Below are 15,656 nucleotides of genomic sequence, written 5' to 3'. Positions count from 1 at the left end.
GCGCTCTCGCCGCTGCATCGCATCGTTGGCACCACGGAGGCCGCCGTCGGCATGCTGATGTTCGGCTGGTCGACGGCGCTCTTGTTCGATGTGATCCAGCGCATGCGTGGCTGGCACGAATCGGCGACGAACTGATGTCGGAGCGCGCTCTACCTTCGCTCCGCAGACGCCCTTGAGGTCTTGTTCTCCCTGCCAGGCAGTCGGATGTCACCTCGTCTGGCGATTGAGCCAGACGACCTGGTGCTCCGCGGACTTGAGCGCCAGCACATTGGAGACGGCAAGCGGGCGGCTCAGGCCCTTGATCGCGAGCGCGCCCATGTCGGCGAGCTCGGCGAGATCGCCGACGGCGATGGCGACGCGCGAGGTCACGAGGATCTGGCCGTCCGCCGCGGCATCGCAGAGGCGCGCCGCCGTGTTCACCACCGTGCCGATGGCGCTGTAGTCGAAGCGACCCTCGAAGCCGATCTGGCCCAGCGTGGCGAAGCCCTGGGCGACGCCGATGCCGAAGCCCACCTGATGGCCGCGCTTGCGCCACGCCGCGGCGAGCGCCGCCACCGCCTCGCGCATGGCGACCGCGAGCCTGACGGCGCGTTCGGCCGGGTCGGGACAGGGCATCGGATCGTTGAAGAACACCATCAGGCCGTCGCCGACGAAGCGGTCGAGCGTGCCCTCGAACGACTGCACCAGCGGCACCAGCGTCGCGTGGTAGTCGTGCAGCAGTTCGCTCACCTCCTCCGGCTCGGCGCTCTCGGAGAAGGCGGTGAAGCCGCGCAGGTCGCAGAACAGCACGGCGATGTCGCGGCGGTGGCGCCTCAGGATGCTGTCGTCGCCCGACGACACGAGCAGCTCGGCGATCGAGGGCGCGAGGAAGCGCTTCAGCCGGTTCACCCGCTCGAGCTCGGCGACCTGCGCCGCCACCCGCTCCTCGAGCGTCCGGTTCCAGCGCGCGAGCTCGTCGCGCGAGGCTTCGAGCTCGCGCTGGGTCGCCAGCAGCGCGGCGTTGGCCGTCTCGAGCTGCCGGTTGAGGGCCGCCTCGCGCTCCTGCAACAGCGTCATGTCGTAGGCTTTCTGCTGAAGGCGCCGCGCCATGTCGCGCTCGGTCGTGACCTCGACGAGCGCCACCCAGGTCGCGCCCCCGCCATCGGGTTCGTCCTGCCAGAAATGCAGGTCGGCGACGCGGCCCTTGGCGACCTCGACCGACGGCACGAGGTAGGGCTGCTCGACGGGCGGCAGCAGCCCCTCGAGAAGCGGCACCTGCTCGACCGCGGGCGCGCCGAGGCGGAGCGCGCCGAGCCCGTAGGCCTCGAGGTTCCCGCCGACGTCGACGAGCGCGAGCGAGTCGTCGATCCGGAGCCAGGCGACCGCGCGGTCGGCGAAGGTCAGCGCCTGCAACCGGGCGGCCAGCGGCGCCGGAATCTGCGCGGGCAGATCTTCCATGGCTCAGCGCACGACGCGGCTGGCGAGGTCCGTGAATGCGTCCTCGACGCCTTCGCCCGTTCTGGCGCTGCTCGACCGCACCCACCAGCCGTCGCGGCGCAGCCCCTCGATATCGTCGTCCGAGACCGCCCATTGATCGCTGAGATCGTTCTTGTTGATCAAGAGCGCAAAGGGCAGCGGCCCGTAATCCGCCTCGACGCGCTTGCGCAGCGCCAGCGCCGTCTCGAGCGTCGCCGGCCGCGTGCCGTCGGCCACCAGCACGTAGCCGGCCGAGCCGCGCATGTAGCTCAGCCGGAGCGACGACATGTCGTCCTCGCCCGCGAGATCCCACAGGATCAGGTGCACCGCCTTGTCGCCCATCGTCACGGTCTTCTTGTCGATCTTGACCCCGACCGTCGTCAGGTAGGTCTCGGAGAAGACGCTCTCGACATAGCGCTTGACCAGGCTCGTCTTGCCGACCGAGAAACCGCCGACCATGCAGATCTTCTTCTGAACGGTCGCCGTCATGGCTCTTCCTCGAGCCGGACCGCGACCGAGACGCGGCGGTTCATCGAGCGGGCATTGTCGGTGTTGCCGAGGTTGAGCGGATCGAGCTGCCCCGCGCCGCCGATCGTGATCAGGTCGGCGGCGACGCCGCGCTTCTTCAACAGCGCCAGGACGGCGCCCGCGCGCGCGATGCTGAGCGACAGGTTGTACGTGCCGGGGCCGGTGTCGTCGGAGTGACCGGTGAGCCTGATGCGCGCCATCATGTGCAGGCTCGCCGCGAGCCCTGTCAGCTCGTTGATCCCGGCGGCGAGCTGGTCGAGTTCCTCGTCCTGCCCGGGCGCCGGCAGCGACTCGTTGGTATTGAAGCGGATTTCGTGCGCCTGGATGGAGTCACGCAGCTTGCCCAGCAGCCCCTCGGCGATGTCCTCCACCCGGGAAATGTCGAGTTGCGGCCCCCCGGCCGGCATCGCGCGGGCCGCCCGGCGCGCGCGCCCGAGCCAGACCGGTGTCGCCGACCCCTGCGCGACGATGTGATCGCCGGAGATCGAGAGCTTCACGCTCGGCGGCGGCGCGAGCGAGGCCTCGAGCCGCTGCAGCACGAAGGCCGGCTCCAGCGCCTGGTAGGGCTGCCAGCGGCTGGTGACGCGCGCCGGATCGATGCCCGACTGGCGCAGGATCGCCATCGGATCGGCGGCCAGCGGATCACGCAGGCCGCCGACCACGAACTTGCCGTCGCGCTCGGCCGACTCGGTGACGACGATGCCGGGCTGGGCGCGCAGCTGGTCGACATAATCCGACCAGCGCCGCAGCTCGGCGGCGCGGCGCTCGGCCTCGGCGGCGCGGATGCGCGCCTGCTCCTCGGCGATCCGCGCCTGCTCCTGCGCCGCTTTCTGCGCGAGGTCCCAGCGCCACAGTCCGGCGCCGCCGGCAATTCCCACGATCAGGGCGGCGAGCAGGAAGACGTACCACGGGAAGCCGGCCCTGATGGCGCGCTTGCCCTCCTGCCTGAGCGCCGCGCATTGCGCGAGATGCGCCTCGATATCGGGCAGGCCGGAGCTGTCGCCGTCGAAGGTCTCGAGCGTGTGCCGGCGCTCCTCGTGGATGCGCGCCAGCACGTCGCGCAGCTTGCCGCGCAGCTCCTCGGGCGGGTTGCCGCGGATCACAGCGACCAGCATCGCGAACGTCCCGGCCTCGCACCACAGCCTCAGGTCGCCGAGCCGCAGGGTGTCGACCCCCTGCTGTCCGGCGCCCTGGAAGGAGTCTTTCACGAAATCCTGGATCGCCGTCAGCATCGAGGACACGAGCTGCGGATCCTGGCTCGCCGCGTCCTCGGCGGCGACGTGGGAGATCAGCAGGCCGGTGTGACTGTGGATGAGGAAGACGTGCTCGACCTGGTAAACGAGCGTGTGGTTCAGCACGACCTCGGCGAACGGCTTGCCGGTGCGCCAGGCCTCGAAGCGCCAGCGCAGGCCGCGCCACGACAGGCTCTGCCGCAGCGACTCGTTCAAGGACTGGAAGGTGTTGTCGATGGTCTCTCCGACCGACTTGCGGATCGCCGGGACGATCACCGGGTGGAGGATATCGACCAGCGCCCGCGGATCGTTGCGGATCGAGCTCGCCGTCGCCTTCTCGAGCGCCGGCGCCAGCACGTCGCCCAGCCGCTCGTCGCTCGACGCGACCGCCGTCGGCAGGACCCGACCCACCGCCGCGCCGAGCTGCTCGGGATCCTCGACCACCTCGCGCAGCCGGCGCAGCACCTCGATCTCGTGCCCGACCAGCAAACGGCGCAGCTCCTCGAGCCGCGGATCGAGCGGCGATACGCCGGCGGGCTGCGCATATTTCGGTTCGACGCTTCGGGCAAGCTCGACGAGCAGACCGGCCAGCGCCTTGCGATCGATTCCGCTGCCGGGCCCGCTGTTGGGCCCGCTATCGGGCGAGGCAGGATGGAACAGCCACTCGAGCGTCTCGGCGGCGGACGTGCTCATCGCGCAAATCGGTCAGCCGGCCGGCCAACCCCGCGACGCCTCGCCCGCCCCCTTGGCCGCGCTCTTCGCGCCATTGTCCTGGTTCAGGCACTTGGCCACTTCGACGAACAGGCCGGCCAGCAGGCTGCGGTCGGTTTTGACGTGCGACAGCTCCGCGAACATCTTCTCGATCGTGTGATGGATGTCCTCGTTGCGGCGCTTGATCTCATCGTGCAGCGCCTGCGCCTCGCGCGACACGCGATCGGCGAAGTCGCGCTCGAGCTGGCCGAGCTGGTCCGACATCGTGCGCAGCCGCTTCTCCAGCGCCTGGTTCTGCTCGCGCAGCGAGCGTTCGATCTCCTTGTCGGCGTCAGCGCGCAGGTCCTTCTCCTCGCGCAGCTGGCTGGCCAGCGAATCGACCTGCTTCTTCGAATTGGAATCGTGCGCGCTGAGATTGCGCGCCGTCTCCGATTCGATGTCCTTGAAGCGCTGCAGGAACCGCTCCTCGAGCTTGGAGAAACGGCGGTCATAGTCCTGCATCTGATTGCCGAACAGGAGGTCGCGGATCTTGTCCACGCCTACCACGTCGGGACCCGTCGTCTGGCCATTGCCGCCCGGCGCGACGATGATGCCGGCGGTTTCGGATGGTCCGACTTCCGATTTCTGCTTGTCTGCCATGCGCCCCTCCCTACCCAAGGCCGGGCAGTCTAGGCCCCCGAAACCGCCTTTGGCGAGTCGCCGTTGGCCATTCCGGCGGCCCTGCACGAGGACGTGACCGGGGCGCGCCGGGGTCCCCGCCGCGGCGGCGGCCCCCCGGGACCTTTTCGTGGCCGGGGCTCTTTTGCCTGCGATGGCGCGTTACACGCCGCAGGAGGCTGCCATGGAAGTGTATGCAGAGCCGCAACGAACGGCGGACGGCGCGGTCGGCGCCGAGCGCGCGCGATACATCATGGAACTGGCCGACACCTTCGAGGCACACGGCCGCGAGATCCTGAAGAAGGTCCGGGAGGACGAGCCCGAGAAGTTCTGGCTGTTCGTCTCGGGCGTGATGCGCTCGGACGAGGCGCTGCGGCTGGCGCTCGATCCGTCGGACGAGGACCTCGATATCGTCGTCGATCGCGTGGTCGCCGGCCTGCGCCGGGGAACGTCGGACGAGGGCAAGGTCGCTTCGCACGCCACCTTGTGAACTGGCTGCAGGGGCGCTGAAGGGCGTGTTCGCGATTGTCCGCGCCTGCAAGCGAAGGTAGCATCGCGCCGACCCAACTCGCGATGGGGGATCGCATGGCGGGGGAATCAGCAAACGACGTCGTCATCGTCGGTGGCGGGATTGCCGGCAGTGCGCTCGCCATCGTGCTGGCGCGTGCCGGGCGTGCGGTCACGGTGCTAGAGCGTGATCGCGAACCGGTCGACCGGGTGCGCGGCGAGTTCATGGCGCCGTGGGGCGTCGTCGAGCTCAGGCGGCTCGGCCTGCTCGATCTGCTGGTCGGCGCAGGCGGCGTCTTCGCCCGGCTCAACATCCCCTACGACGAGAACATGCCCGGCGAGAAGGCCCTGCCCTTCACGTTCGACCTGTCGAAGGTGATTCCGGACATCGATGGCGCCTTCTGCATGGGCCATCCGGCGATGTGCCGGACGCTGGCCGCCGAGGCCGGGCGGCTCGGGGTCGCATTCCGGCGCGGCGTCGAGCAGGTCCAGGTCACGGCCGGCGCGCCGCCCATGGTCGGCTTCACGCACGACGGCGTCCGCACCGAATGGCGGCCGCGGTTGGTCGTCGGCGCCGACGGACGCAATTCGGCAGTGCGCCACCAGCTCGCGATGAAGACCCTGGCCGATCCGCCGCACAACCTGCTGGGCGGCATGCTGGTCGAGGGCGTGCCGGACTGGCCGCAGGATATCGAGGTTATCGGCACGGAGGATCGGACGCATTTCCTGGTCTTCCCGCAGGGCGGCGACCGCGTCCGGCTCTACCTCTGCTACGACTTCGCCGACAAGGCGCTCTACGCCGGCGCCGACCGCCGGCAGAAGCTGATCGACACCTTCGCCGGCCTGCGCTGCCTGCCGCAGGCCGGCATGATCGCCGCGAGCCGGCCGATCGGGCCGTTCAATTCCTACTCCAACGAGGATCACTGGGTAGAGGACCCGACCGCGCCGGGCGTGGTGCTGATCGGCGATGCGGCCGGCCACAACGATCCGATCACCGGCCAGGGCCTCTCCATCGCGTTGCGCGACGTGCGGCTGGTGAGCGAGATCATCCTTGCCGGGAAGTACGACCGTTCCTCCTTCCGCCCCTATGTCGAGGAGCGGCTGGAGAGGATGCGCCGCCTGCGCATCACCGCCCGCTACGTCGCGACGCTGCGCGCGGAATTCGGCGAGGAGGCACGGCGGCGGCGGGGGCGCGCCCTGCGCCGGGTCTTCGTCGACAAGATGCCCTCGCCCATGCCGGCCGCCTTGATCGGACCCGAGAAGCTTCCGGCCGCCTGTTTCGAGCCGTCGACGGTCGAGGCGCTTCTCGCGCCCTAAGGGCTATGGCGCGATCCGTGCTGATGGATTCATTATGACCCCGCCGTCGGCGTAAGATGCCGACACCTCCCCTTCGCTTCGCGACGAGGAGGAAGTGCTTCAGTCAGTCCGGATATCAGCTAGACCCTCTCGACCCGCGGCTGACCGAACAGGCCGTACGGACGCAGCATGAGCGTCGCCAGCAGGACCAGAAACGGGGCGATGCCGCCGAACCCGCTCCCGAGCGGCCCGTCCAAGTATCCGGCGGCCAGATACTCGAGTATTCCGATGGCAATCGCGGCAACGATCGTGCCGGCGATACTGTCGAGGCCACCCAGTATGACGATGGGAAAGACCTTCAGCCCGATCAGGGCGACGCCAAATCCTCCGCCGGTGATGAAGGTCCACAATATGCCGGCCACGACCGAAGTCACGCCGGTCATTGCCCATACGATCAGCAGGTGACGGTCGACGTCGATGCCCGCCGACATTGCGGCCTGCGGATCGTCGGCAATGGCCCTCAAGGCGATGCCGGTCCGGCTGAAGCGGTAGAAGCCCGCGATGAGGGCCGTGCACAATGCAGCGACTCCCGCGGCGGCGAGCCTGTCGGCGGCAATCACGAGTCCTCCGACATCTATTGGATCGATGACCATCGAAGGCGGAAGGAGCCCTTGAGTTCCGGAAGACAGGAGCGGACCGCTGCCCGTCATCAGCATGCCGAGCCCCAGGGTCGCCATGGTGGCCGATAGTGCCGGTCGGGCGACCAGACGGCGCACCACAAGACGATAGAAGCCGGCGGCAAGGGCAATCATCGCCACGCCGGCGAAGACCATGGCTGCCACCGCTCCCAGATGCAGCACATGCAGCCCCGTCCCCGCGAGCAGGGCACCGAACTTGATCCATTCGCCGAGCGCGAAATTCATGATGGACGACGCCCGGTAGACCAGCACGAAGGCGAGTGCGATCAGCGCATAGATGGCTCCGGCCAATGCGCCATCGATCACCAGAGCGAGGAAATACGACATGGCCCAACAGTCGTGCCCATCCGGCGGCCTCCATCGACCGTCGCATACAACCAGTTGTCTCCGCTGAAAACACTTCGACCGGCCGACGGTCGACGCGCTTCCCGCGCCCTGGTCCGATCGGGCACCCGTGATCGGACAATACGTCACATCTGACGGTTGAGTGTTTGCAATCGCAGCCTGTCTGCGATTTATATGCAGCGCGACTGCAAGAGGCTGGCGCGCGCGGGAAAGCGCGAGACCAATGAAGCAAGTGCGGGAGGCCCCCCAATGTCCGAAGATCCGCCGCGTTCCACGGCCGACCCGCCGCGTGGGACGGAGTCGACCCGGGGCACCGGAAAGAAGCCCTACAGCGCGCCTGTCCTGATGGAGTGGGGCAGCCTCCAGGAGCTGACGCAAGCCGCCGGCAATCATGGCAACCGTGACGGCGGACGCCGCCCCTTCAACAAGACGCGCTGACCAGCCCGAGTCACGATCGCCGGCCGCGCCGTGACCGGCGTGGAACAAATGCGTCCCATCGGCAGTTGAGTCTTTACAATTGCAGCATATCTGCGATTCGTAGCCAGCGCGATTGCAGGGGCGGGAGTTCCATGTCCAGTGACGAGTCGAGTTCGAGAGAGCCTTCGGCTGAGGCCAAGCCGTCCCCGGTCAGTAACGAGAAGAAGCCGTACAGCCCTCCTGTCCTGACCGATTGGGGCAGCCTCGGGGAACTGACGCAGAAGGTCGGCTTCTTCGGCAAGACCGACGGCGGACATCTGCCCTTCAACCGCACGCGCTGAGCATGTCCGCGCGCGTCACGATCGCCGGCCGTGCCCTGTTCGGCGAGGAAAGGCTGAGGATCCTGAGCGCCTTCGACGCCTATGCGCGGGCGGCGCGCGCACAGGGCGTCGAACCGTCGGTGACGCAGTTCCATTCCCTGAAGGGGGCCGAGCTCGGCTTCTCCGCCCGGTCGCTGCGCCGATGGGTGGCGCTGCGCCGGCAGTACACCGACAGCAACGGAACCGGCCCGCGCTTCGGCTGAGGCAGAGTTCATCGAAGTCGACATTGCCGTGCCTTCCCATCGCGGAGCCCGCGATGGGAAGGTGCGCAACTCCCCTCGCCGTCCGCTCGTTGCCTAGGAATCCTTCCCTCGGAGAAAGGAGCGGCTCATGACATCAAGGTTCCTCGTCGTCACCACGCTCACCGCCTCGCTGGCGGCCTTCCCGATGCTGGCCTCGGCCGATACGGGCGGACCCGCGCCGGCCAGGACTCCCTCGGTCGTCTCCGGCATGCTGGCCCAGGCGGGCAGCAGCAGCGGAGCCACCGCGGGCACGAGCGCAACGACCGGCGCCGGCGCGCCGTCGACTTCCACCGGCAGCGGCACCGCCGGGACGGCGGGCATGGGCTCGGGCACCGGCTCCGGCGCATCGTCGGGCAGCACCGGCACGGCGCCCTACCAACGCACGATGCCGAACCAGGCGCAGATGCCCTATCACGGCCAGATGCAGGGCCATCAGATGCAAGGCCAGATGGGCAACTTCGACCCGCACCACTATCGCAGCACCACCGACTGCCTGAACGCCGCCGCCGCCGCGGGCATGGCGCTCAGCGCCTGCGGCAACACGCACGGCCGCTGAGCTCGGCTCACGCGATTCCGATCCGCCCGCCGGCAACGCGGGCGGGTCGGGACGCCTGCGTCGTCGTGCGAGGCCGTTGTTGGCCGCGGTCTCCGCGCCGGCCGGCGCCTATCGCAGCCGGTCGTCCGCGCTCGGGTCCTCGAGGCGGGCGGCGATGCGGACAAACGTCGTCAGCCTCTTGCCAACCTCGGGTTGGCCCAACAAGGTCGCTCCCTCCAGCCTGCTCCTGAAGAACGCCAGTCCTGAAGAACGCCAGCGCGAGCCTCTGTCCCGCCACGAACACCGCGCGCGCCCTGGTGGTCTCGTTCGCGCCCACCAGCCAGTACGTGAGCACTGTGGTGCGCCGAGGAGGAAAGGATTCAAGCGGAGTGGATTGCACTCTAGGATCGCTGGTCGCGTAACGAGGAGAAGCGGGCATGAAGAAGAGCGGGTCGCAGGAGGGCAAGTCGCCTTCCCGGCTGATCGACGAAAGAATCGAGGAGCTGGGTGACTGGCGGGGTGAGATGCTCGGCCGGCTGCGTGCCCTGGTCAGGGAAGCCGATCCCGACGTCGTCGAGGAGTGGAAGTGGAGAGGCGTTCCGGTGTGGTCGCACGACGGCCTGATCTGCACCGGCGAGACCTACAAGAACGTCGTCAAGATGACCTTCGCCAAGGGGGCGGCGCTGGCCGATCCTGCGCGCCTCTTCAACGCCAGTCTCGAGGGCAACACGCGGCGCGCCATCGATTTCCATGAGGGCGCGAAGATAGACGCCAAGGCGTTGAAGGCGCTCGTTCACGCCGCCGTGGCCCTGAACAAGTCCAAAGCCCGACGCTGATTCCCCGACGCTGATCCGTCGCCTCGCGCGCGTTTGTGACCGCGCCCGGCGCCGTCACAGCTTTGTCCGGCCTTGTGGCCGGCTGATCACTGGCCGCGCGCGCTGCGTTCACCGATGGTGCGGCAGGCTGCCGATGCCACCATGCGCTCCACTTCTGCAGCCCCGCCGGCGACGCCTCTTGGAGGTGTCGCCGGCGTCCCATGCCGGCGCGGTTTGCTGTAGAGTCGCTGCGGAACAGGGAGAGGCAATCATGGCGGCGCCGATCAAGATCTCGCACATCGTGCTGCAGACCAACAACCCGAAGCCGCTGCAGGAGTGGTATTGCGCCGTGCTCGACGGCGAGATGGTGCACGACGCGGGCTTCATCTCCTTCATGAGCTACGACGACGAGCATCATCGCGTGGCCTTCATCACGCCCGGCGCGCTCGAGGTCCGCCGGCCGGGCGACGGGCCGGCCGACCTGCGCGCCGGCAACGAGACCGGGCTGCACCACATCGCCTTCGCGCTCGCCGGGCTCGGCGACCTGCTCGAGACCTACGCGCGGCTTCGGGACCAGGGCATCCGGCCGTTCTGGTGCATCAACCACGGCGTCACGACATCGATGTATTTCCGCGACCCCGACAACAACCAGGTTGAGCTCCTGATCGACAACTTCGCGTCGGCGCGCGAGGGCCTGGCGTTCATGAAGTCCGACGCCTTCGCCAAGAACCCGATCGGCGTCGAGTACGACCCCGACGACCTCCTCGCACGCCATCGCGCCGGCGCGAGCGCGAAGGAGCTGCTGGGCGTCGGCTGAGGTTCCAGTCCCGCGTCCGCCGGGCTACCTCACGACGGCAAAGCGGCCATCGTCGAGCGCCCGGACATGGCCGAGCGCGGCGAGCGTGGCGAGCGTCGACTCGACGCGGGCTTTGGGTGCGCGTTGGTAGCGCCTGGCGACATCGGTCACTTCGAGCGGACGGCCTTCCGCCGCAAGCACGCGGCGAACCGACAGAACCTGTTCGGCGAGTTCAGCCGGCCAAGTTGTGCGCTGCTGCGCCGCCTTTGGTGCGGCAAGATCGAGCGTTGCCGTCTTGGCCTTCCGCACGAGAGTGGCCTGGAACTCCGGCCGCAGCCAATGGACCTCACCGCGCGCCTCGGCGGCGGACCGGTCGCGATTGAGCGCCGTCAATCGCGCGAGCACGTCTTCCGTCGGCAGGTCGGCCGGCCAGCCATAGGCTTCCGCAACCGCGGCGTCGAGATCGTCGTGCAGTGCCCGCAGGATGGCGACTTCTCCTTCATGAATCGCCCGCGCATCGGCGTCCAGCGGTGCGCCCGCCCGCTCCATCTCCAGCACATTGTAGAGTCCGGTCAATGTCAGCTTGTGATTGGCTGCCAGCCGCGCCTTGCGGTGCTGGTCCAATTCCTGTGCGAGCTGCCTGATGCGGGCTTGAGCTGAGGGAGAAGCAATGGGAAAGGGAAACGGATCGAAGCAGACGGTCTTGTTGTAACGAGGATCGTTGCCGACACCGAGCCGACCACCAGCTCGCAACGCCCAGCTCACATGGATGCGGCTCGACAGCACGCCGAGGAAGAATGCGTCGTCGAGAGCGATACAGACAAGCATGTTGTCCGGCAGGGTCCCGGCATCGAGAAACTGGAAGGTCCTGTGTTTAGCTGTCTCGACCGTGGCGATATAGCGGGATAGTCCTTCCAACGCTTTCCGCAATTCCTTGCGCGGCTCACCGTAAAGCCACCAGTAACGTCGATAGGACTCGCGACTGTTTTGCTCTCTCTCAGGCCTGACGCGGTCCAGCACATGCTGATAGACCGCCGGGAAGCGATGGCGCGCGTCATTTTCGTCCAGGCCGAAGAGATCGATGACCAGAACGTCGCGTGGGCGCCCGGTCAGATCGCGGCCGTTTCGGTAGGGCTTGATGACGGCCTCAAGTCCCGGCGTCTTTCCTAAGCCGAGCGCTTCAGCTTGCGAAGGCGCAACGATGAAACCTGATCCGTGAAGCTTTACGCCCGGACTGCACAGCCCCTCGTTCGACAGGAGAGGTGTTGCGCTCGCCACATCCGCACCGATCCGAAGATTCGCCAGTATGGTGCCGCGCTGCTCCGAAAGGGTGACAATGGCCTCGCCGTCAGGTCCCGGCTCTTCCTTGACCACGGTCAGCAGGCGTCCCTCGTGCGTGCCAGCGTCGGCCACCGTCATGGCGATGCGCACGGCGGCGTTGCCCGCGCCGTCGACCCAGGGGTGATCGGGGATCGCGAACACGATCGACACCGGATTTCTCGCGCTCAAGGCGGCCTGCACCACGCGGCGCGCGAACACCTGGTGCATAGAGTTGGTGGTGATAAAGCCGAAACGCCACGCCTTGCGGCGCGCCACGAGGTCCGCCGCCTTATGCCACCAGTACATGACGATGTCGGCCGACTGCGGCATGTCGGGATACGCCTTCCAGAGCGCCTCGGCGCGGCCGCTGCCGAACTCCGCCCGGAAGTCCTTGCCGGCGACGAACGGCGGATTGCCGACGATGAAGTCGGCCTCCGGCCACGTTGCCGCCGTCGGCGAAAGGAAGCGCGTGACCTCGGTGCGCGCGTGCTCGTCGGGCACCGCCTCGCCGGTGACCGGGTGGATCTTGACCGTCTTGCCGTCCCACACGGTGCGCGGACGGCCGTGCGCATCGCGGACCACCTCTTCGCCGCTGTGCACTAGCAGGGCGTCGCGGCATTCGATGTTGCGGAAGTTGCGCAGGATGGGCTCGGCGGGTGCGGTCTTGCCGTACGTCCTGTAGTGCCATTGCAGATAGCCGATCCACAGCACGAGCTCGGCGACGACCTGCGCCCGCGGATTGAGCTCGAGGCCGAGGAACTGGTGCGGATCGACCGAGAAACCTGCTCCGCCCAAGCTCTCCTGTTTCTCGCCGAGGCCGCGCAGCAGATCAATGACCTCGCCCTCCAGGCGCTTCATGTGGTCCAGAGTGACGTAGAGGAAATTGCCGGAGCCGCAGGCGGGGTCGAGGACGCGGTACTCGCAGAGCTTCTTGTGGAAGGCGCGGACTTCGGCCCGCGCCGCCTCCATATCGTTTGCCATCGCCTTCTGCATCGCCGCCGCCTTGGTGGCTTCCCACAGTTCGCGCAGCGGCTCCATGATGGTCGGCAGCACGAGTCGCTCAACGTAGGAACGAGGCGTGAAGTGCGCCCCGAGGCGGCCACGCTCGTCACGGTCGAGCGCTCTTTCAAGCAGCGTACCGAAGATGGCCGGCTCGACCTGCGACCAGTCGTGACCGGCGGCGTCGATCAGCAGCTCAAGTTGCTGCCCATCCACGGGAAGGGCTTCCACGCCTCCCCCCCCCCCCGCTATCGGCCGCGAAGAGACCGCCGTTGAAGCGCCTGAGATCGCCGCGCAAGGCGGGCGAGAATGCGCCGCGATCCATCGCGCGCCACAGGTCCTCGGCCATCGGCTTGAAGCGGTCCGGCGTGCCGCGCATGTCCTTCAGCAGATCGGAAAACGCGGTCTTGCCGGGCAGCAAGCCGACGCTCTGCGCGAACATCGTGAACAGGCAACGGGTCAGGAAGCGGCTGACGCTGGCGGGTGCATGGTCGATCTCCAACGATCTCGCCAACTGCGCGAGATAGGCGGCGACATCGCGTGTCACTTTCGCCGTCGTGTGCGCCGGATCGAGTGAGTGCGGATCGTTCCAGACGCGGCGCAACCGGTCACGAATTTCGGGCTCGGCCAGCGCGTCGATCTGGATACGAAAGCCGTTGGCGTCGGGAAACTGGACGTAGTGCTTGCCCGTGCCCGAGAAGTCCGCGAACAGCTCCAGGCAATGCCCTACGTCGCAGACGATCAGGAAAGGCGGCCAGCCTTCTTCCGTGGGCAGTGCCTTGGCATAGGCTTCGGCCTGGCCACGCGCCCGGAGCATGAGATCACTCCATCGCTTCGTGCCGCGTACGGTGGCGGATCTTCTCTTCGAAGCCGCCGCGGGAAGAGCGAGATCGACGATCGGAGGCGCCTTCGCCTCGACCGCCTGTTTGGCTTCGAGAACGAACGCATTGCGCTTGTAAAGATCGATCCTGCCCGTAGAGGTCGTGCCGTCCGGGTGATGGAAGGTCACCGCGCGTTCGAAAACGTATTCGTCCCGCTCAGGGTCGTTCGCGCTGGGACGCGGCGGTTCGAGGCCGAGGACCGCGCACAGCTCGGTGAGGAAGGACGTATAGTTGGCCCGTTCCGCCCCGCCGCTAGCCTTCCAGCGGCTGACAAAGGCGCGAACGGCCTTGTCCTCCCTTGCTGCGTCGGCCTTCGCCATCTGCTCCCCTGCGGGAAGCCTGCACAAAACTCGCGGCTTGGGAAGGTCCCTGCGTCCATATGAAACAAATCGAACAGAGGGATGAAGGCCCGATGCCACGGCACGGGTCGGTCAGGGCTTGCGGCGGCCGAGATAGCCGGCGTCGAAGCCGCGCCGCCAGGCGGCGTAGAAGGGCCGCCCCGGGCCGCGCCGCATCGGCAGGCTGACTTCTATGATCTGCCGCTTGTCGATCAGTTGCGCTGCAAGGGCGCCGGTCCGGCGAAGTTTCTTGCCTTCGGCAAAGCCGAGGGCGAGCGCCTGGGCGTCGGACGTGAGAAACGGATAGGCGATGTCCTCGGTCCGCATCGTGAAGGTTCCCCGTCTTCACTGAACTCGCCGGCACGCAGACGCCATGCAACGCGGAGCGGTGCGGACGCTCGTTGCGTGGCGTCCGTCTTCGAGCGGCCTTGTGCATCAATTGCCCGACCGGCGCAAATCACGAGTCGATCGGCCCCGATTGCCAAAGCGCAATCCAACTTGCTTGCATCATTTTCGTCCCGTCGCGCCGCGATGGGGAGGCACGGGAATGTCAACTTCGGCGGAGGTTGCTCAAGTCGCGGCGCAGCGTTTCGAGGGTGGGCCGCAAGCGGAGGGCCCGTTCGCGGCCGGGTCCGCGCAATGCCGCCATGTCGGCGGTCCGCGAGATCCATCCCCGCGCGGCGGCGAATGCGAGTGCTTCGTCCAGCTGAAGCATTCCCGCCTTCAACCGCTTCCGCAGCACCTCGCAGTGCACGTTGGAGTCGGTCTCTGCCGTCAGCGCCAGCAACTCCAGGCAAAGGCGCGTCGCCAGAGCCTTTGCATCCGTTGCCGCGAATTCCTCGGAGAGGCCGAAGCTGGACATGGCAGGGCGCAGACCTCGATGGAGGTCGGCGGCCACCGTCATTGCGGGGTAATTGCACAGCGGCCGCCGACGGCGCTGCCATGTCGGCAACGCCAGCACCTCAACGCTTTCGGAAGTCGCGCAGGATGGAGCGCGCCGCCAACTGTGCGCTTGCGCACGCGAAGATGGAGCCCGTCCTGTTGATCGGTACGGTTGCGGGCATACGCGCTGGTCGACGCAAAGCCGCTTTGGCCCCGGGCAAACCCTGCGCTAGTCTTTTCGCACGTGTGGGAGCATCGGCATGTCGTCAATGAACGGCGATGAGATGAACGTGCAGTTCATCAACCGGATAGATGCAATGGTGAGCGCCCGCAGCGACGAAGCGGTCAAGGCGATAGCAGCCGAATATCTGACCGTCGTTCAGGCGCGGCTGCACTCCGGCATGTGGCAGTCGCACTACGCCGACATCACGCGGCGAAAGCTGATCGTGGCCCTCGACGGGCGGGCCCGCGACTTCAGGCGCCAGCGTCACGCCCACCGCGCCTACCGCGAAACCATGCTCCTGCTCGCAGGGCGATGACGCCTCGCCCCATGTCGTCGCCATCGACGGAACAGCGCAAGACCGGATCCGCTCCGGTGCCGAATGAGCCACGAAAACGAGGC

The 15,656-nt window shown here is 67.6% G+C and carries 18 protein-coding genes; 9 read left to right on the top strand and 9 right to left on the bottom strand.

Annotated elements, in window-relative coordinates:
- Window positions 1–207: 207 nt before the first annotated feature.
- From VH499_RS22495 to VH499_RS22480, 4 genes are read right to left on the bottom strand one after another with little or no spacing between them, the layout of a single operon-like run.
- Window positions 208–1,437 (bottom strand): adenylate/guanylate cyclase domain-containing protein, encoded by a 1,230-nt coding sequence (locus VH499_RS22495; RefSeq protein ID WP_332054997.1) that lies wholly within the window; start codon window positions 1,435–1,437, stop codon window positions 208–210.
- 3 nt (window positions 1,438–1,440) lie between these two features.
- On the bottom strand, window positions 1,441–1,944 hold the full coding sequence (locus VH499_RS22490) for a Rab family GTPase (RefSeq protein WP_332054996.1): 504 nt from the start codon (window positions 1,942–1,944) through the stop codon (window positions 1,441–1,443).
- The gene (locus tag VH499_RS22485; RefSeq protein ID WP_332054995.1) at window positions 1,941–3,908 is read right to left on the bottom strand and encodes an OmpA family protein; all 1,968 of its coding nucleotides are present in this window, start codon (window positions 3,906–3,908) and stop codon (window positions 1,941–1,943) included. The genes VH499_RS22490 and VH499_RS22485 overlap by 4 nt, the downstream gene beginning before the upstream one ends.
- 12 nt (window positions 3,909–3,920) lie before the next feature.
- Window positions 3,921–4,565, bottom strand: coding sequence for a hypothetical protein (locus VH499_RS22480; protein ID WP_332054994.1), 645 nt, complete (start codon window positions 4,563–4,565; stop codon window positions 3,921–3,923).
- Window positions 4,566–4,767: 202 nt separating this feature from the next.
- Between VH499_RS22480 and VH499_RS22475 the strand changes: the two genes are divergently transcribed.
- Window positions 4,768–5,073, top strand: coding sequence for a hypothetical protein (locus VH499_RS22475; RefSeq protein WP_332054993.1), 306 nt, complete (start codon window positions 4,768–4,770; stop codon window positions 5,071–5,073).
- A 95-nt stretch (window positions 5,074–5,168) separates the two neighbouring features.
- Window positions 5,169–6,407 carry an NAD(P)/FAD-dependent oxidoreductase gene (locus tag VH499_RS22470; RefSeq protein WP_332054992.1) on the top strand — a complete coding sequence of 413 codons (1,239 nt, stop codon included), beginning with the start codon at window positions 5,169–5,171 and terminating at the stop codon, window positions 6,405–6,407.
- A gap of 119 nt (window positions 6,408–6,526) precedes the next feature.
- Here the strand turns inward: VH499_RS22470 and VH499_RS22465 are convergent, their stop codons facing one another.
- Window positions 6,527–7,411, bottom strand: coding sequence for a branched-chain amino acid ABC transporter permease (locus VH499_RS22465; RefSeq protein ID WP_332054991.1), 885 nt, complete (start codon window positions 7,409–7,411; stop codon window positions 6,527–6,529).
- 267 nt (window positions 7,412–7,678) lie between these two features.
- Between VH499_RS22465 and VH499_RS22460 the strand changes: the two genes are divergently transcribed.
- The 6 genes from VH499_RS22460 to VH499_RS22435 all read left to right on the top strand — a co-directional run bounded on the left by VH499_RS22460 (window position 7,679) and on the right by VH499_RS22435 (window position 10,635).
- The gene (locus tag VH499_RS22460) at window positions 7,679–7,867 is read left to right on the top strand and encodes a lasso RiPP family leader peptide-containing protein (RefSeq protein ID WP_332054990.1); all 189 of its coding nucleotides are present in this window, start codon (window positions 7,679–7,681) and stop codon (window positions 7,865–7,867) included.
- Window positions 7,868–7,998: 131 nt separating this feature from the next.
- Window positions 7,999–8,187: a lasso RiPP family leader peptide-containing protein gene (locus VH499_RS22455; RefSeq protein ID WP_332054989.1), complete on the top strand. Its 189-nt coding sequence runs from the start codon at window positions 7,999–8,001 to the stop codon at window positions 8,185–8,187.
- A 2-nt stretch (window positions 8,188–8,189) separates the two neighbouring features.
- Window positions 8,190–8,429: a hypothetical protein gene (locus VH499_RS22450; protein ID WP_332054988.1), complete on the top strand. Its 240-nt coding sequence runs from the start codon at window positions 8,190–8,192 to the stop codon at window positions 8,427–8,429.
- Between the two features lie 127 nt (window positions 8,430–8,556).
- Entirely contained in the window at window positions 8,557–9,024 is a 468-nt protein-coding gene (locus VH499_RS22445) for a hypothetical protein (protein WP_332054987.1), read from the top strand.
- Window positions 9,025–9,440: 416 nt separating this feature from the next.
- Complete coding sequence (locus VH499_RS22440) at window positions 9,441–9,839, top strand: DUF1801 domain-containing protein (protein WP_332054986.1); 399 nt, start codon at window positions 9,441–9,443, stop codon at window positions 9,837–9,839.
- 250 nt (window positions 9,840–10,089) lie between these two features.
- Window positions 10,090–10,635, top strand: coding sequence for a VOC family protein (locus VH499_RS22435; RefSeq protein ID WP_332054985.1), 546 nt, complete (start codon window positions 10,090–10,092; stop codon window positions 10,633–10,635).
- A gap of 24 nt (window positions 10,636–10,659) precedes the next feature.
- On the opposite strand, the gene VH499_RS22430 is transcribed toward VH499_RS22435, so the two are convergent.
- The 4 genes from VH499_RS22430 to VH499_RS22415 form a co-directional block, all read right to left on the bottom strand.
- Entirely contained in the window at window positions 10,660–13,164 is a 2,505-nt protein-coding gene (locus tag VH499_RS22430) for a class I SAM-dependent DNA methyltransferase (RefSeq protein WP_332054984.1), read from the bottom strand.
- A complete protein-coding gene (locus tag VH499_RS22425; protein ID WP_332054983.1) occupies window positions 13,130–14,134 on the bottom strand; it encodes a type IIL restriction-modification enzyme MmeI in 1,005 nt (334 codons plus the stop codon). Before VH499_RS22425 ends, VH499_RS22430 begins: the two co-directional genes overlap by 35 nt.
- A gap of 111 nt (window positions 14,135–14,245) precedes the next feature.
- Window positions 14,246–14,479: a hypothetical protein gene (locus VH499_RS22420; protein ID WP_332054982.1), complete on the bottom strand. Its 234-nt coding sequence runs from the start codon at window positions 14,477–14,479 to the stop codon at window positions 14,246–14,248.
- 223 nt (window positions 14,480–14,702) lie between these two features.
- Window positions 14,703–15,056 carry a hypothetical protein gene (locus tag VH499_RS22415; protein ID WP_332054981.1) on the bottom strand — a complete coding sequence of 118 codons (354 nt, stop codon included), beginning with the start codon at window positions 15,054–15,056 and terminating at the stop codon, window positions 14,703–14,705.
- Window positions 15,057–15,294: 238 nt separating this feature from the next.
- Between VH499_RS22415 and VH499_RS22410 the strand changes: the two genes are divergently transcribed.
- Window positions 15,295–15,573 (top strand): hypothetical protein, encoded by a 279-nt coding sequence (locus tag VH499_RS22410; RefSeq protein WP_332054980.1) that lies wholly within the window; start codon window positions 15,295–15,297, stop codon window positions 15,571–15,573.
- Window positions 15,574–15,656: the final 83 nt, after the last annotated feature.

This window comes from Reyranella sp. (assembly GCF_036558665.1).
Classification (GTDB): Bacteria; Pseudomonadota; Alphaproteobacteria; order Reyranellales; family Reyranellaceae; genus Reyranella.
The sequence above is the reverse complement of the archived record's forward strand: the minus strand, read 5'-3'. Positions and strand labels throughout refer to the sequence as shown.

Excerpts from the sequence above, each read along its gene's own strand:
- VH499_RS22495 (WP_332054997.1), bottom strand. The coding sequence starts at position 1,437 with ATGGAAGATCTGCCCGCGCAGATTCCGGCGCCGCTGGCCGCCCGGTTG.
- VH499_RS22490 (WP_332054996.1), bottom strand. The coding sequence starts at position 1,944 with ATGACGGCGACCGTTCAGAAGAAGATCTGCATGGTCGGCGGTTTCTCG.
- VH499_RS22485 (WP_332054995.1), bottom strand. The coding sequence starts at position 3,908 with ATGAGCACGTCCGCCGCCGAGACGCTCGAGTGGCTGTTCCATCCTGCC.
- VH499_RS22480 (WP_332054994.1), bottom strand. The coding sequence starts at position 4,565 with ATGGCAGACAAGCAGAAATCGGAAGTCGGACCATCCGAAACCGCCGGC.
- VH499_RS22475 (WP_332054993.1), top strand. The coding sequence starts at position 4,768 with ATGGAAGTGTATGCAGAGCCGCAACGAACGGCGGACGGCGCGGTCGGC.
- VH499_RS22470 (WP_332054992.1), top strand. The coding sequence starts at position 5,169 with ATGGCGGGGGAATCAGCAAACGACGTCGTCATCGTCGGTGGCGGGATT.
- VH499_RS22465 (WP_332054991.1), bottom strand. The coding sequence starts at position 7,411 with ATGTCGTATTTCCTCGCTCTGGTGATCGATGGCGCATTGGCCGGAGCC.
- VH499_RS22460 (WP_332054990.1), top strand. The coding sequence starts at position 7,679 with ATGTCCGAAGATCCGCCGCGTTCCACGGCCGACCCGCCGCGTGGGACG.
- VH499_RS22455 (WP_332054989.1), top strand. The coding sequence starts at position 7,999 with ATGTCCAGTGACGAGTCGAGTTCGAGAGAGCCTTCGGCTGAGGCCAAG.
- VH499_RS22450 (WP_332054988.1), top strand. The coding sequence starts at position 8,190 with ATGTCCGCGCGCGTCACGATCGCCGGCCGTGCCCTGTTCGGCGAGGAA.
- VH499_RS22445 (WP_332054987.1), top strand. The coding sequence starts at position 8,557 with ATGACATCAAGGTTCCTCGTCGTCACCACGCTCACCGCCTCGCTGGCG.
- VH499_RS22440 (WP_332054986.1), top strand. The coding sequence starts at position 9,441 with ATGAAGAAGAGCGGGTCGCAGGAGGGCAAGTCGCCTTCCCGGCTGATC.
- VH499_RS22435 (WP_332054985.1), top strand. The coding sequence starts at position 10,090 with ATGGCGGCGCCGATCAAGATCTCGCACATCGTGCTGCAGACCAACAAC.
- VH499_RS22425 (WP_332054983.1), bottom strand. The coding sequence starts at position 14,134 with ATGGCGAAGGCCGACGCAGCAAGGGAGGACAAGGCCGTTCGCGCCTTT.
- VH499_RS22420 (WP_332054982.1), bottom strand. The coding sequence starts at position 14,479 with ATGCGGACCGAGGACATCGCCTATCCGTTTCTCACGTCCGACGCCCAG.
- VH499_RS22415 (WP_332054981.1), bottom strand. The coding sequence starts at position 15,056 with ATGACGGTGGCCGCCGACCTCCATCGAGGTCTGCGCCCTGCCATGTCC.
- VH499_RS22410 (WP_332054980.1), top strand. The coding sequence starts at position 15,295 with ATGTCGTCAATGAACGGCGATGAGATGAACGTGCAGTTCATCAACCGG.